Origin of the sequence: Kitasatospora sp. NPDC059973 (genome assembly GCF_042737525.1) — a bacterium.
In the GTDB taxonomy this organism is placed as follows: Bacteria; Actinomycetota; Actinomycetes; order Streptomycetales; family Streptomycetaceae; genus Kitasatospora.
Map to the genome: position 1 here is coordinate 68,746 of NZ_JBHWUI010000016.1, position 15,393 is coordinate 84,138.

General features: G+C 72.6%; 5 protein-coding genes. All 5 read left to right on the plus strand.

The window, feature by feature from the left end; genetic code table 11:
• Positions 1–199: 199 nt before the first annotated feature.
• The 5 genes from ACFWA9_RS07365 to ACFWA9_RS07385 all read left to right on the plus strand — a co-directional run bounded on the left by ACFWA9_RS07365 (position 200) and on the right by ACFWA9_RS07385 (position 15,336).
• Positions 200–1,069, plus strand: a complete 870-nt coding sequence (locus tag ACFWA9_RS07365; RefSeq protein WP_380384096.1) for a sterol desaturase family protein — start codon at positions 200–202, stop codon at positions 1,067–1,069.
• Positions 1,070–1,393: 324 nt separating this feature from the next.
• Positions 1,394–11,134 carry an amino acid adenylation domain-containing protein gene (locus ACFWA9_RS07370; RefSeq protein WP_380384098.1) on the plus strand — a complete coding sequence of 3,247 codons (9,741 nt, stop codon included), beginning with the start codon at positions 1,394–1,396 and terminating at the stop codon, positions 11,132–11,134.
• A gap of 106 nt (positions 11,135–11,240) precedes the next feature.
• Positions 11,241–12,431, plus strand: coding sequence for a cytochrome P450 (locus ACFWA9_RS07375; RefSeq protein WP_380384101.1), 1,191 nt, complete (start codon positions 11,241–11,243; stop codon positions 12,429–12,431).
• A 140-nt stretch (positions 12,432–12,571) separates the two neighbouring features.
• Positions 12,572–14,281 carry a phytoene desaturase family protein gene (locus ACFWA9_RS07380; RefSeq protein ID WP_380384103.1) on the plus strand — a complete coding sequence of 570 codons (1,710 nt, stop codon included), beginning with the start codon at positions 12,572–12,574 and terminating at the stop codon, positions 14,279–14,281.
• On the plus strand, positions 14,278–15,336 hold the full coding sequence (locus tag ACFWA9_RS07385; RefSeq protein WP_380384106.1) for an MDR family NADP-dependent oxidoreductase: 1,059 nt from the start codon (positions 14,278–14,280) through the stop codon (positions 15,334–15,336). Before ACFWA9_RS07380 ends, ACFWA9_RS07385 begins: the two co-directional genes overlap by 4 nt.
• The last annotated feature ends 57 nt before the right edge of the window (positions 15,337–15,393 follow it).

Sequence of the window (15,393 nt, forward strand, 5' to 3'; positions counted from 1 at the left end):
TCCCTCTCCGGAGGGGCGGGCGGTTCGCATTTCCGGGATCTTTATGACGGGTGGAAGAATCGTTTGGCCATCTATTATCTGACAAATTGCGGCGCTTGTGATTCTTTCCAAAAATCCCTCGCATCCCCTTCCGTACACCGTTAGTATCAGAACGAATGCTTTCGGTGATCATTCGAGCCGGCTCGCGAAGGGGGTAGCCATGGGTGAGCGGTTGCGCTCCGCGCTGCGTCACGTCGCGTACCCGTTCCTGCTGGTCACGCTCGTGTCGATAGCGGTCGCGGCCCTGCGCTGGCGCTGGGACCTCGGGCGGGTGAGCCAGTTCTTCCTACTCGGTACGATCGGCTATCTGACGGTTCTGGAATGGCTGATCCCCTACGAACCGGAATGGCGGCCGAGCACCGGAGAGTGGGGCTGGTACGGCGCCTATTTCGTGCTGACGATGATCGGTGGGGCACTGTCGCAGGTGCCGGTGTCGGCCATGGTCGGGTGGGCGGCGCCGCCGCATCCGGTGCTGCCGCTCTGGGTGGAGATCCCGGCGGCGCTGCTGCTCGGCTCGCTGGCCAACTACCTGATGCACCGCTGGAGCCACACCAATCGCTGGCTCTGGCGCCTGCACGGGGTGCACCACGTGCCCGACAAGGTCAATGTCGCCAACAACGGGGTCAACCACATCGTCGACGTGGTGCTCACCCAGGGCGCCGTGCAGCTCTCGCTCGCGTTGGCGGGGTTCTCGGCCGAATCGGTGTTCGTGGTGGGCCTGTTCGTGGTCGCTCAGGGCTATTTCGTGCACGCGAACGTCGATGTCCGGATCGGTGCGCTCAACCACGTCTTCGCCGGCCCGGAGCAACACCGGCTGCACCACAGCGTCGATCTGGCGGAGGCCGGGCACTACGGGTCCGACCTCTCGATCTGGGACCACGCCTTCGGGAGTTTCACCTGGCAGCCGGGCCGCCGGCCGGCCGCGGTGGGGCTGCTGCGCCCGTCCGACTTCCCCCGGACGCGCGAGGTGCTCGCCAGTCATCTCCAGCCCTGGCGAAGGCCGGTGCAGGCCGACGACTTCCCGGCCTGACGCTCCGCCGACCCGGCCGGTCCGCCCGCCCGGCGCCCCCTGTCCGTCCGTTCCGCCTTCTCGCCGACCGCTGCCTCCTCTTGTCCGCTGCGATCCCGAACCCGTTCCGGTGGCGTTGCCCCGCGACCCCGTCGTCCCTTGCTTCGCGCCCACTGCCCGCCGCCCATTCCCCGCTCGCACTCCTCGCCGGCCCTCGGCCTGTCCCCTTCGGCCGGTCCGGTCTCCGGCCTGCCTGGAACCGGTCCGCAGCCGCCGTCCCCACGCCCGTGCGGTGCTCCCACGCCCGTGCCGCGCGCGCGAACGCAGCGACACAAGGACTCGACCATGACGGATTCATGCCTCGCCGCAGTTCCCGATCCCTCTGATTCCCCGACCGCCTCCGACACCCACTACGCCACCGCCGCCGCTACCGCCGCCGCCGTGCCCGCCGCCGACCCGGCCACGACCGCCGTCGTGCCCGCCGCCGCTTCGGCCACGACCGCCGGCGTGCCCGCTCCCGCCGGGCCCGCCGACGGACCGGAGCGGATCGACGGACCGGAGCGGATCGCGATCATCGGGATCGGCTGCCGGTTCCCGGGCGGTGCCAGTGACCACCGGTCGTTCTGGCAGAACCTGGTCGACGGCAAGGACTGCATCACGCCGACGCCGCGCAGCCGGTACGACGTGGCCACCCTCGGCAGCCGGGACAAGGCCAAGCCGGGCCGGCTGGTCGGCGGCCGGGGCGGCTACATCGACGGCTTCGACGAGTTCGACCCGGCGTTCTTCGGGATCAGCGGCCGCGAGGCCGACCACATGGACCCGCAGCAGCGGAAGCTGCTGGAGGTGGCCTGGGAGGCGCTGGAGGACGGCGGGCAGAAGCCGGGTGAGCTGGCGGGGCGTGACGTCGGGGTCTACGTCGGCGCGTTCACCCTGGACTACAAGATCGTCCAGTTCTCGGACCTCTCCTTCGAGACCCTGGCCGCGCACACCGCCACCGGCACCATGATGACGATGGTGTCGAACCGGATCTCCCACTGCTTCGACTTCCGGGGGCCCAGCGTCTCGCTGGACACCGCCTGCAGTTCCTCGCTGGTCGCCGTCCACCTCGCCGCCCAGAGCCTGCTGCGCGGCGAGACCGACCTCGCGCTGGCCGGCGGCACCCTGCTGCACATCGCGCCGCAGTACACCATCGCCGAGACCAAGGGCGGCTTCCTCTCGCCGGAGGGCCGCTCGCGCACCTTCGACGCCTCGGCGGACGGCTACGTCCGGGCCGAGGGGGTCGCGGTCGTCGCGCTCAAGAGGCTCTCCGACGCCGTGCGCGACGGCGACCCGATCCACGCCGTGATCATCGGCAGCGGGGTCAACCAGGACGGCCGCACCAACGGGATCACGGTGCCCAACCCGGACGCCCAGGTGAGCCTGATCGAGCGGGTCTGCGCCGAGGCCGGCATCACGCCCGGCAGCCTCCAGTACGTCGAGGCGCACGGCACCTCCACCCCGGTCGGCGACCCGATCGAGGCGAACGCCCTGGCGCGGGCGCTGGCGGTCGGCCGCCGCCCCGGCGACAGGTGCTACGTGGGCTCGGTCAAGACCAACATCGGGCACACCGAGTCCGCCTCGGGCCTGGCCGGGCTGATCAAGTCGGCGCTGGCGCTGAAGCACCGCCTGATCCCGCCGCACATCAACCTGGAGCGGCTCAACCCGGCGATCGACCCGGCCACCCTGCCGTTCGAGATCCCGTCCGAGCCGACCCCCTGGCCGGACCACCGGGGCCCGGCCAGGGCCGGGGTCAACTCCTTCGGCTTCGGCGGCACCAACGCCCACGTCCTGCTGGAGGCCGCTCCCGAGCCGGCGCCGGCCGAGGAGCCGTCCGAGCCGCCGGAGGGCCCGGCCGTCCTGCCGCTCACCGTCCTGCCGCTCACCGTCCTGCCGCTCACCGCCCGCGACGCCGCCGCCCTGCCCGAGCTGGCCGCCGGGATCCAGGGCGAGCTGGCCGGTGCGCGCGGCGGCACCCCCGCCCGACCGGCCGACCTCGGGCACACCCTGGCCCACCGCCGCCAGCACCTCGACTCCCGGCTCTCCGTGGTCTACGACTCGCGCGAGTCGCTGGACGAGGCGCTCACCGCGTACCTGCGGGGCGAACCGCACCCCCGGGTGCTGACCGGCCAGCGGCGCGAGGCTCGGCACCGCCGGCTGGCCTGGGTCTTCACCGGCATGGGTCCGCAATGGTGGGGGATGGGCCGCCGGCTCTTCGCGACCGAGCCGGTCTATCGCGAGGCCGTCGAGCGCTGCGCCGAGCACCTCGCCGAGCTCACCGGCTGGTCGCTGACCGACGAGCTGGCCGCCGACGAGGCGCACTCCCGGATGGCCGAGACCTGGCTCGCCCAGCCCGCCAACTTCGCCGTCCAGATCGGCCTCGCCGCGCTCTGGCGCAGCCGCGGGGTGCGTCCGGACGCCGTGGTCGGCCACAGCACCGGGGAGGTGGCCGCCTTCCACGAGGCCGGGGTCTACGACCTGGCCGACGCCGTCAAGGTGGTGGTGCACCGCAGCCGGCTCCAGCAGCGGCTGGCCGGTACCGGCGGCATGCTGGCGGTCTCCCTCACCGAGGCCGAGGCGGTCCGCCGGATCCGCCCGTACGGTGACGCGGTGTCGGTGGCCGCGATCAACAGTCCGACCTCGCTCACCCTCGCCGGGGACGAGACGGTGCTCGCCGAGCTGGCCGCCGCGCTCACCGCGGAGCAGGTCTTCGCCCGCCCGCTGACCGTCGAAGTGCCGTACCACAGCGCCCGGATGGAGTTGATCAAGGACGAGCTGCTGGAGTCGCTCGCCGACCTCAAGGCCCGCCCCGCCCAGGTGCCGCTCTACCTCACCGGCCGGGAGGGCACCGCGCACGGCACCGAGCTGGACGCCGGCTACTGGTGGCACAACGTCCGCGACAGCGTCCGCTTCCAGCAGGCCGTGCAGCGGCTCGGGGACGACGGGTACAGCCTCTTCCTGGAGGTCGGACCGCACCCGGTGCTGGGCCGTTCGATCCAGGAGACGCTGGAGGCCCGGCCCGGCGGAGCCGAGCGCCCTGACGTCCGGACGCTGCCCTCGATCCGCCGCCAGGAGGACGAGCGGACCATCTTCACCGCCTCGCTGGCCGCCCTGCACAACCTCGGGGTCGAGGTCGACTGGTCGGTGCTGCAGCCGACCGGGCGCCCGGTCCCGCTGCCGCGCTACCCGTTCAAGCGGGACCGGCACTGGGTCGAGCCCCGGGCGGTGGAGCAGGTCCGCCGGGGCCGGCAGGACCACCCGCTGCTCGGCCGCCGCCTCGCGGGGGGCGAGCCCGCCTGGGAGGCCCGGCTGGACGCCGAGGTGCTGCCGTACCTGGAGGACCACCGGATCCAGGGCCGGGTGCTCTTCCCGGCCGCCGGGTACCTGGAGATGGCCGTCCAGGCGGTCCGCGCGCTGACCGGCGGGGCGGACGCGGCGCTGGCCGGGATCGAGCTGCGCAAGGCGCTCTTCCTGCCCGACGAGGAGAGCCGCGCCGTCCAGCTCACCCTCTCCGCCGAGAACGGCTCGTTCACGATCACCACCGGCACGGCCGCCACCACCGGCTCGGCCGGGACGGACAGCGACGCCGACGCCGACGCCGACGCCGACGGCCCCGGCGGCGGGGCCGGGGCCGGACCGGGCCGCACCGTCCACGCCGTCGGCACCGTCCGCCCCGGCCAGCGCCGGCGGCCCGGCCACCGGCTGGACGCCGAGCCGATCCGCGAGCGCGCCGCCCGCCACCTGGCCGGCCCCGACTGCTACCGCGAGCTGGCCGGTCTCGGCTACCACTACGGGCCGGCGTTCCAGGGCATCGACGAGGTCTGGATCGGCCCCGGCGAGGCGCTGGCCGTCGTCCGGCCGACGGCGGCGATCGCCGGGCAGGGCGCCGGCCACCAGGTGCACCCGGTGCTGATGGACGCCTTCTTCCAGACCCTGCTGACCCCCCAGCTCCTGGTGGCGGCCGGCCCTGCCGGTACCGGCATCAAGCTGCCGCTCGCCATTGACGAGGTCCGGCTGGACCCGGTCGGGGAGCAGCCGCTCTGGGTGCACGCCACGGTGACCCGGGACGGCGGCGACGAGCTCGTCGGGGACATCGCCGTCTACGACGGGAGCGGCACCCCGCTCGGCGGGATCACCGGGTTCCGGGCCGCCGACGTGGAGAAGGCCTCCACCGCGGTCGGCCTCGCCACCATCGACGGCTGGCTGGTGGAGCCCTCCTGGTCGGAGCTGCCGGGCGCCTCGGACGCCCCCGACCTGCTGGCCGAGCACCCGGACCACTGGCTGCTGTTCGCCGATGCCGGCGGCGTCGCCGAGGAGCTGGCCGACCGGATCACCGGGCGCGGTGGCAGCTGCCACCTCGTCCGCCCGGGCAGCGGCTACCGGACCGCCGCGGACGGGCGGGAGTCCACCGTGGATCCCGGCTCCGCCGCGGACCTCGGCCGGCTGCTGGCCGACCGGCGGGCCGCCGGGGCCGCCGATCCGGCCGCCGTCGTCCACCTGTGGAACCTCGACCGGCCCGCGCTGGCGGGCGCCGACCACGCCACGGTGGCGGGCCACACCGGCGCCGGCGCCTACAGCCTGGTCACGCTGGCCGCCCTGCTCTCCGCCGAACTGCCCGACTGCAGACTGCACATCGTCACCCGGGCCGCCCAGGCCACCGCCCCCGACGAGCCGGTCGAGCCGCTCGGCGCGCCTGCCTGGGGGATCGGCCGGGTGCTGCGCCACCAGGAGCTGCCCGGCCACCCCGGCAAGCTGATCGACCTCGGTCCGGCCGGCCCGGCCGGAGCGGAGGCGGCCGCGCTGTTGCGCGAGTTCGCGCTGGCCGACGAGGACGAGATCGCGCTGCGAGCCGGGCGCCGGCTGACCAACCGGCTGCGCCCCGCCGAAGGGCTGACCGGTCCGCTGCCGCCCAGCCTGCGCGCGGACGGCAGCTACCTGGTGACCGGAGCGTTCGGCGCCCTCGGCCGGCTGCTCTGCCGCACCCTGGTCCGTCGTGGCGCCCGCCGGCTGATCCTGGTCGGCCGCAGCCCGCTGCCCCCGCGCGAGCGGTGGCGCGGCCTCGACCCGGAGAGCCGGGCCGGTCGCGGTGTCGCCTTCCTGCGCGAGCTGGAGTCGCTCGGCGCCCAGCCCGTTCCGGTGTCGCTGGACATCACCGACGAACGCGCCCTCGCGGACTGGCTCGCGGAGTACCGGGCGCTGGAGTCGCCGCCCGTCCGGGGCGTCTTCCACCTGGCCGGGCAGGTCCGCGACACCCTGGTGGCGGAGCTGGACCGCGAGGTGTTCGACGCCGTCCACGGCCCCAAGGTGCTGGGGGCCTTCGCCCTGCACCGGCAGCTGGCCGGTGAGCCGCTCGACCACTTCGTGCTGTTCGCCTCGATCGCCTCGTTGCTGACCACCGCCGGCCAGACCAACTACGCGGCCGGGAACGCCTTCCTGGACGCACTGGCGCACCACCGCCGCGCCCTCGGCCTGCCCGCCCTCAGCCTGGACTGGGGCCCCTGGGCGACCGGCATGATCGAGGAGCTCGGCCTGGTCGAGCACTACCGCAACAGCCGCGGCATGAGCTCCCTCGCGCCCGAGAGCGGGATGGCCGTGCTGGAGCGGGTACTGGGTCAGGACCGCGCCCAGTTGCTGGTCGCCACCGTGGTCGACTGGCCGGTCTTCCTGTCCTGGTACCCGGCCCCGCCGCCGCTGGTCGCCGGTCTGGCCGCCGCAGCCCGGGAGAACGCGCCGGCGCCGCGGCGGAGCAGCCTGCTGGAGGTGCTGCGGGCGGCCGGCGAGGAGGAGCGCCGGGGGCTGCTCACCGAGCGCTTCGTCGTGCTCGCCGCCACCGTGCTCCGGGTGCCGGCGGAGCAGATCGAGCCCGGTGCCGGCCTGAGCGGGCTCGGGCTGGACTCGCTGCTCGCGATGGAGCTGCGGGCCCGGCTCAACACCGAGCTGGGCACCGCCCTCCCGGTGGTGGCGCTGCTCTCCAACGCCCCGGTGGCCGAGCTGGTCGCCCAGCTGTACACCGGTCTGGCCGAGCTGATCGAGGACGACGGCACCGGCGCCGGCGCGGCCGAGGTCGAGCGGTACGAGGACGAGTCGCAGCACCCGCTGACGCAGAACCAGAAGGCGCTCTGGTTCCTCAAGCAGCTCAACCCGGACGGCTTCGCCTACAACATCGGCGGCGCGGTCGAGGTCCGGGTGGAGCTGGAGCCGGAGCTGATGGCCGCCGCCTTCCGGACGATGGTCGGGCGCCACCCCAGCCTGCGGGCCAACTTCGTGCTGGACGGCGGCCACGCCGTGCAGCGGGTCCGCGCCGAGGTCGAGCCGGACTTCGGGGTCTTCGACGTCCAGGGGCTGGAGTGGGCGGAGGTCCACGACCTGATCGTCCGCGAGTACCGCAAGCCGTACGACCTGGAGCGCGATCCGCTGGTGCGGTTCCGGCTGTTCAAGCGCGGGCCGGAGCAGTGGGTGATCATGAAGGCCGTCCACCACATCATCTCGGACGCGATCTCCACCTTCACCTTCATCGAGGAACTGCTCGCCGTCTACGAGGGGCTGCGGCAGGGCCGGGCGCCGGAACTGCCGCCGGTCACCGCCCGCTACCTGGACTTCCTCAACCGGCAGAACGAGTTCCTGGCCGGCCGCGAGGCGCCGCGGATGCTCGACTACTGGCGCTCGCACCTGCCCGCCGAGGTGCCGATCCTCAGCCTGCCCACCGACAAGCCGCGCCCGGCGGTGCAGACGCACAACGGCGCCTCCGAGTTCTTCGTGCTGGACGAGCGGCTCAGCGCCCGGGTGCACGCGCTGGCCCGGGAGCACAACGTCACCGTCTTCATGGTGCTGCTCAGCGCCTACTACCTGCTGCTGCACGCCTATTCGGGCCAGGACGACATCATCGTCGGCAGCCCGGTGACCGGCCGCACCGACGAGGAGTTCGGCTCGGTCTACGGCTACTTCGTCAATCCGCTGCCGTTGCACGTCTCGCTGGCCGGGGCGCCGACCGTGGCGGAGCTGCTGGCCCAGGTGCGCACCACCGTGCTGGGCGGGCTGGACAACCAGGAGTACCCGTTCGTGCTGCTGGTGGAGAAGCTCGGACTGCAGCACGACCCGAGCCGCTCGGCCGTCTTCCAGGCGATGTTCATCCTGCTGCACCACAAGGTGGCCACCGAGAAGTACGGCTACCACCTGGAGTACATCGAACTCCCGGAGGAGGAAGGGCAGTTCGACCTCACGCTGTCCGCCTACGAGGACGAGGCGGAGCGTCGCTTCCACTGCGTCTTCAAGTACAACACCGACCTCTTCCTGCCGGAGACGATGGCCCGCCTCGCCGGGCACTACACCAACCTGCTGGAGGGGCTGACCGGGGCCGGCGCGGAGCAGTCGGCCACCGGGCTGGAGCTGCTCGGTCCGGTGGAGCGGGCCCGGGTGATCCAGCGGTGGAGCGGTGCCGAGCGGCGGGTGGCCCACGAGGAGCCGGTGCACGAGCTGATCCTCCGGGCGGCCGCCGCCGATCCGGACGCCCCGGCGGTGGCCGCTCCGGCGGAGTCCGGCCCGACCGCCCGGCTGAGCTACGGGGAGCTGGCGCGCCGTTCCCGGAGCGCGGCGGCCCGGCTGAGGGCCCTCGGCGCCGGGCCGGGCTCGGTGGTGGCGCTCTGCCTGGACAAGTCGCCGGAGCTGGTCGTCGCCCTGCTGGCGGTGCTCCGCACCGGGGCGGCCTACCTCCCGCTGGATCCGGGTCACCCGGCCGACCGGCTGGCGTACATGATCGAGCACGCCGGCGCCGGGCTGCTGGTCGGTGACCCGGAGCGGCTCGGCGGGCTGCCGGTCCGGATCGTCGCACCGGCGGAGCTGACCGGAGCGGACGAGCCGGGCAGCACCGGCAGCACCGGCAGTACCGGCAGCACCGGCAGTACCGGCGGGTCCGAGGCAGCCGAGGCGTCCGCGGGGTCCGCGGGGTCCGCGGGCTCCGCCGGCGGGTTCACCGACGAGCCGGTGGACCTCGACAGCCCCGCGTACGTCATCTACACCTCCGGCTCCACCGGCCGGCCCAAGGCCGTCCGGGTCTCGCACCGCAACCTCGCCTCGGCCTACCAGGCCTGGCGCGCCGAGTACCGGCTGGACACCGACGCCAGGGTCCACCTCCAGATGGCCGGCCCGTCCTTCGACGTCTTCACCGGGGACTACGTCCGCGCGCTCTGCTCGGGGGCCACGCTGGTCCTGGTCGGCCGGGAGCTGCTGTTCAACACCGCGCGGCTCTACGAGGTGATGCGGACCGAGCGGGTGGACGCCGGGGAGTTCGTGCCCGCGGTGGTCCGGACCGTGATCGGCCACTGCGAGCGGTCCGGCCTGCGGCTGGACTTCATGCGGCTGCTGGTGGTCGGCTCGGACGTCTGGAAGGTCGACGAGTACGAGCGGCTGCGCGCGCTGTGCGGTCCGCGGACCCGCCTGATCAACTCCTACGGCCTCACCGAGGCCACCATCGACAGCGCCTACTTCGAGGGCCCGGCGGACGGTCTGGAGCCCAGCCGGATGGTCCCGATCGGGCGGCCGTTCCCGAACAGCGCCTTCTACCTGCTGGACGAGCAGGGCCGGCCCGTTCCGCCCGGGGTGCCGGCGGAGCTGTGGATCGGGGGCTCCGGAGTGGCCCTCGGCTACGTCGGCGACGAGGAGCAGACCGCGCGCCGCTTCGCCACCCTGCCGCTCGGCGGGGCGGACGGTACCGAGCCGGTCCGGCTCTACCGCACCGGCGACCTCGCCCGCTGGGACGCCGACGGCGGGGTGCACCTGCTCGGCCGGGCCGACTCGCAGATCAAGGTGCGCGGTCACCGGATCGAGCTGGGCGAGATCGAGACCCAGCTCGCCGAGTGGCCCGAGCTGGCCCAGGCGGTGGTGACCGTCCGGCCGGACCGCAGCGGCGAGAACGTGCTCTGCGCCTACTGCGTCCCCGCCCCCGGGCGGACGGTCGACCGCCGGGAGCTCCGTCGCCATCTGGCGGGCTACCTGCCGACCTTCATGATCCCGACGTACTTCGCCGAGCTGCCCGAGCTGCCGCTCACCGCCAACGGCAAGGTGGACGTCGCCGCCCTGCCCGCGCCCCGGGCGGCGGCCGAGGACCGGGCCGCCGAACCGCCGGTCACCCTCTACGAGGTCCGGATGGCCGAGCACTGGCGGGCGCTGCTCGGCGTCGAGGGGCTCGGCCTGGAGCACGACTTCTTCGAGTGCGGGGGCAGTTCGATCAAGCTGATCGAGCTGATCCACGGGCTGCAGGGCGAGTTCAACATCAGGATCCCGGTCAGCCAGCTGTTCAAGGTCACCACCCTGCACGGGATGGCCAGGACGCTGGAGCACATCATCACCGGCCGGCTGGAGGGCGCCCAGCCGTACCTCTGGTTCAACCAGGAGCAGCAGCAGACCATCTTCTGCTTCCCGCCGGCCGGTGGCCACGGCCTGGTCTACCGGCAGTTCGCGGCGCACCTGCCGGAGTACCGGATGGTCGCGTTCAACTACGTCGCGGGGGACGACAAGGTCACCCGCTACGCCGATCTGATCGACGCCATCCAGCCGGACGGGCCGTGCGCGCTGCTCGGCTACTCGCTCGGCGGGAACCTCGCCTTCGAGGTCGCCAAGGAGCTGGAGCGGCGCGGCCGGGCGGTGCCCAATGTGGTGATCATGGACTCGCACCGGATCCCGGAGTCCTTCACCCTCGGCGACGAGCACGTCCAGGCCTTCGAGCAGGAGCTGGCCGAGCACCTGCAGCGGCACACCGGTTCGGAGATCGTCGCCCAGGAGACCCGCGAACAGGCCAGGGACTACCTGCAGTTCTGCAGCCGTACGCCCAACCTGGGGGTGATCGCCGCACCGGTCAGCGTGATCTCCGACGACGTGAAGGTGGCCCTCTACGCGGCCGGTGAGCACGGTGCCTGGCACGGCAGTTCGGCCACCGGTACGGCGGTGTTCCGCGGCTTCGGCACCCACGCCGAGATGCTCGGCCACGAGTACATCGAGCGCAACGCCGGGCTGGCCAGGGAGATCCTCACCGGGGCGACCGCCGATGCGTCCTGAGCCGTGCACCTCCCCGCGGTCCGGGTCCGGCGACCCGGGCCGCCGCCCCGGCAGTCCCAGTAGCCCCCATGGCCATGGAAGTCCCTCACGAGAGGTGGACCACCTCATGCTCAGGCAGCAGCCGCCGCTGTCCTACCCGTTCGCGTCGCTCGGCCTCGACCTCCACCCCCGGTACGCCGAGTTGCGCGAGCAGCCGCTGGCCCGGATCCGGCTGCCCTACGGTGACGGCGCCTGGCTGGTCACCCGCTACGAGGACGTCCGGACGGTGCTGGCCGACCCGCGCTTCAGCCTCGCCGAGGCGATGGGCCACGACCAGCCCCGGATGCGTCCGGTCGCCCGCAGCGGCGCCGGGCTGTTCTCCACCGAGCCGCCGGAGCACACCCGGCTGCGCTCGCTGGTGGCCAAGGAGTTCAGCGCCCGACGGGTCGAGCGGCTGCGCGTCCGGGCCAGGGAGCTGGCCGGCGAGCTGGTCGACGGCCTGCTGGCGGCGGGTGCGCCGGCCGACCTGGTCGAGGACTTCGCGATCCCGATGCCGACCACCATCATCTGCGAGGTGCTCGGCATCCCCGCCGAGGACCACCGGATGCTCTGGCAGTGGGCGGAGACGGTGCTCTCCGCCGTCACCCCCGGCGAGGTCCTCGCCGTCGAGGGCCAGGCGTTCATCGAGTACATGGCCGGCGTGCTGGACCTGCGCGGCCGCGAGCCCGGCGAGGACCTGCTGACCGTCCTGGTCCGGGCCTGCCGCGAGCAGGGGCTGATCAGCGAGGACGAGCTGCTCTCGATCGCCTGTGACCTGCTGATCGCCGGCTTCGTCTCCACCACCAACCAGATCGGCAACTTCTTCCACCAACTCCTGGTCAATCCGGAGGAGTTGCGCTGTCTTAGGGCGAAGCCCGAACTGATCCCGAAGGCCGTCGAGGAGCTGATGCGGTACGTGCCGCTGCTCACCGGCTTCAGCCTGCCGCGCTACGCCACGGCCGACGTCGAGCTGGGCGGGGTGACGATCCGGGCCGGGGACGCGGTGATGATCGCCACCGCCGCGGCCAACCGGGATCCGGAGGTCTTCGAGGAGCCGGAGCGCCTCGTGCTGGACCGCCAGGGCAATCCGCACATCGGCTTCGGCCACGGCGTGCACTACTGCATCGGCGCCCATCTGGCCCGGCTGGAGCTCCAGGTGGCGATCGAGACGGTGCTGGACCGCCTGCCCGGCCTGCGGCTGGCCGTCCCCGAGGACGAACTGCGCTGGAAGGCGGACGCGATGGTGAACGGACTGCAGGCGCTCCCGATCGCCTGGTGACACAGCGCCCGGCACACAGCGCACAGCGAGCGGCGAACAAGTACGCGGCACACGGCACACGGCACTCGGCACACGGCACGACCACGAGGAAGGCCAGGGAATTGGCACGGCACAAGGCGCCAGCGCGCAGACGAGAAACGATGATCATCGTGGGCGGCGGCCTCGGCGGCCTCTCCACCGGGTGCTACGCCCAGATGAACGGGTACCGCACCCAGGTCTTCGAGATGCACGAGATCCCCGGCGGTTCCTGCACCGGCTGGGACCGCAGCGACTTCACCTTCGACTGGTGCATCAGCTGGCTGCTCGGCAACGGGCCGGGCAACGAGATGTACCAGATCTGGCTGGAGCTCGGCGCCCTCCAGGGCAAGGAGATGCGGCACTTCGACGTGTTCAACATCGTCCGCGGCCGGGACGGCCGGGCGGTGCACTTCTACTCCGACCCGGACCGGCTGGAGGCCCATCTGCTGGGCATCTCGCCGGCCGACGCGAAGCCGGTCCGGGAGTTCTGCGACGGCATCCGGACGTTCCGCAAGGCGCTGGCGGTCTACCCGTTCCTCAAGCCGGTCGGGCTGATGGGACGGATCGAGCGCTGGCGGATGCTGGCCTCCTTCCTCCCGTACTTCACCACCATCCGGAAGTCGATCACCGTCCTGATGACCGACTACTCGCAGCGCTTCCAGGACCCGCTGCTGCGCGAGGCGTTCAACTTCATCCTCTACGAGAAGCACCCGGCCTTCCCGGTGCTGCCCTTCTACTTCCAGCTGGCCTCGCACGCCAACCAGGCCGCCGGGGTGCCGGAGGGCGGTTCGCTCGCGCTGGCCCGCTCGATCGAGCAGCGGTACCGGAAGCTCGGCGGCGAGGTGACGTACAACGCCAAGGTCGAGGAGATCCTGGTCGAGGACGACCGGGCGGTGGGCGTCCGTCTGAGCGACGGGCGGGAGTTCCGCTCCGACATCGTGGTCTCCGCCGCCGACGGCCACACCACGGTGATGAAGCTGCTCAAGGGCCGCTACCTGAACGACACCTACCGCAGGCTCTACACCTCGCTGATCGACGAGCCGGGCCAGTTGTCGCCCGGCTACGTCGCGCTCTTCCTGGGCCTGCGCCGGCCCTTCCCGGAGGGCGACCCGTGCACCACCTACCTGCTGGACGAGCAGCGGGCCGCCGAGCTCACCGGCATCCGCTGCCCGAGCATGAACGTGCAGTTCCGCACCCGGCACTACCCGGAGCTGGCGCCGCGGGAGTCCACCGTGGTGTTCGCCACCTACTTCTCCGACATCGACCCCTGGCGGGCGCTGCACGACGGTCCGGAGCAGTCCTCCCGGGTGCGGCGCGGCGAGGAGCTGCACACCCTGCCGGTCAAGCACGGCCGGGAGTACATGGCGGCCAAGCGCAAGGTCCGCAACGGCATCGTGTCCTTCCTGGACGAGCGCTTCCCCGGTTTCAAGGGCGCCGTCGCGGTGGCGGACGTCTCGACCCCGCTCACCCAGGTCCGCTACACCGGGGTCTACGACGGGACGTTCCCGGGCTGGAACCCCTTCGTCGAGGGCAGCGAGACGGTGGAGGAGGAGATCAAGAAGAACGGTCCGGTGCTCCCCGGGCTCTCCGACTTCTACCTCTCCGGCGTCTGGGCCACCATCGGCGGCCTGATCCGGGCGGCCGCCGCCGGCCGGCACGTGATGCAGTTCATCTGCCGGGACGACGGGCGGGAGTTCCGCGCCGAGATCGACCTGAGCGCGCCGCCGCCCACCCATCTGATCCTCCCCGTCGGCCGGCCGCCGAAGCAGCAGACCGGGCCGGTCGAGGAGATCCCGTCCACCAGTACCGTTTCGACAGGGGCCCTGGCATGAAGATCGAGAAGTGGGTGGTCCGCGAGCACCTCGACGGGGTGCCGGACGTCAACCGGATCTACCGGAAGGTGGTCGAGGAGGTCGACGTCAGCCTCCGGCCCGACGAGATGCTCTTCCGGACCAGGTACGTCTCGGTCGACCCGTACCAGAACGGCCTCGCGCTGGAGACGCCGATCGGCCACCACATGGGCGCGGACTCGATCATGGAGGTGCTGGAGGCCGGTCCGGAGGCGGCCTTCCAGGTCGGCGACCTCGTCCAGGGCTTCGGCGGCTGGCGCAGCCACGTCGTCCACAACGGCGCCGAGGAGCTGTGGAAGACCGGCGTCTTCCCGATGCTCTTCCCCGCCTACCGCCGGCTCGACCCGGCCCGGTACGACGAGCGGCTGCCGCTCTCCACGGCGCTCGGCGTCATGGGCGCGCCCGGGATGACGGCCTGGGGCACGTTGACGAAGTTCCTGGAGGTGCGGCCGGGCGACACCGTGGTGATCAGCGGTGCCTCCGGCGCGATCGGCACCCTGGTGGGCCAGTTGGCCAGGCGCGCGGGCGCCGGCCGGGTGGTCGGCACCACCGCCTCGGCGGGCAAGGCCGCGTACCTGAAGGAGCTCGGCTTCGACGACGTGGTGCTCTACGACCAGGCGGACGACGCCGAGAAGGTCCGCGCGGCGCTGCTGCTCGCCGCCCCGGACGGGGTCGACCGCTACTTCGACAACCTCGGCGGCAGCGTCACCGACGCGGTGTTCACCATGCTCAACGTGGACAGCCGGGTGGCGGTCTGCTGGCAGTGGGCGACCACGGTGAACGGTGAGCTGACCGGGCCCCGGCTGCTGCCGTACATCATGTTCCCGCGCACCACCATCCGCGGGATCTTCGCCCAGGAGTGGTTCGACGAGCCGCAGTTGGCGGCGATGCACGCGGATCTCGGCGAGCTGGTCCGGCGCGGCGAGATCCGCTACCACGAGACCGTGCACAAGGGCTTCGACGAGATCCCGAAGGCCTACCGGAGCCTCTACGTCGACCGGGAGGCGAACCGGGGCAAGGTGCTGGTCGAGGTGTGAGGGCCCCGGCCGGGTGAGCCCCGCCGGGTGAGCCCCGCCGGGTGAGCCCCACCGGGG

Coding starts and splice junctions, on each gene's coding strand:
- ACFWA9_RS07375 (WP_380384101.1), top strand. CDS start 11,241: ATGCTCAGGCAGCAGCCGCCGCTGTCCTACCCGTTCGCGTCGCTCGGC.
- ACFWA9_RS07380 (WP_380384103.1), top strand. CDS start 12,572: ATGATCATCGTGGGCGGCGGCCTCGGCGGCCTCTCCACCGGGTGCTAC.
- ACFWA9_RS07385 (WP_380384106.1), top strand. CDS start 14,278: ATGAAGATCGAGAAGTGGGTGGTCCGCGAGCACCTCGACGGGGTGCCG.
- ACFWA9_RS07365 (WP_380384096.1), top strand. CDS start 200: ATGGGTGAGCGGTTGCGCTCCGCGCTGCGTCACGTCGCGTACCCGTTC.
- ACFWA9_RS07370 (WP_380384098.1), top strand. CDS start 1,394: ATGACGGATTCATGCCTCGCCGCAGTTCCCGATCCCTCTGATTCCCCG.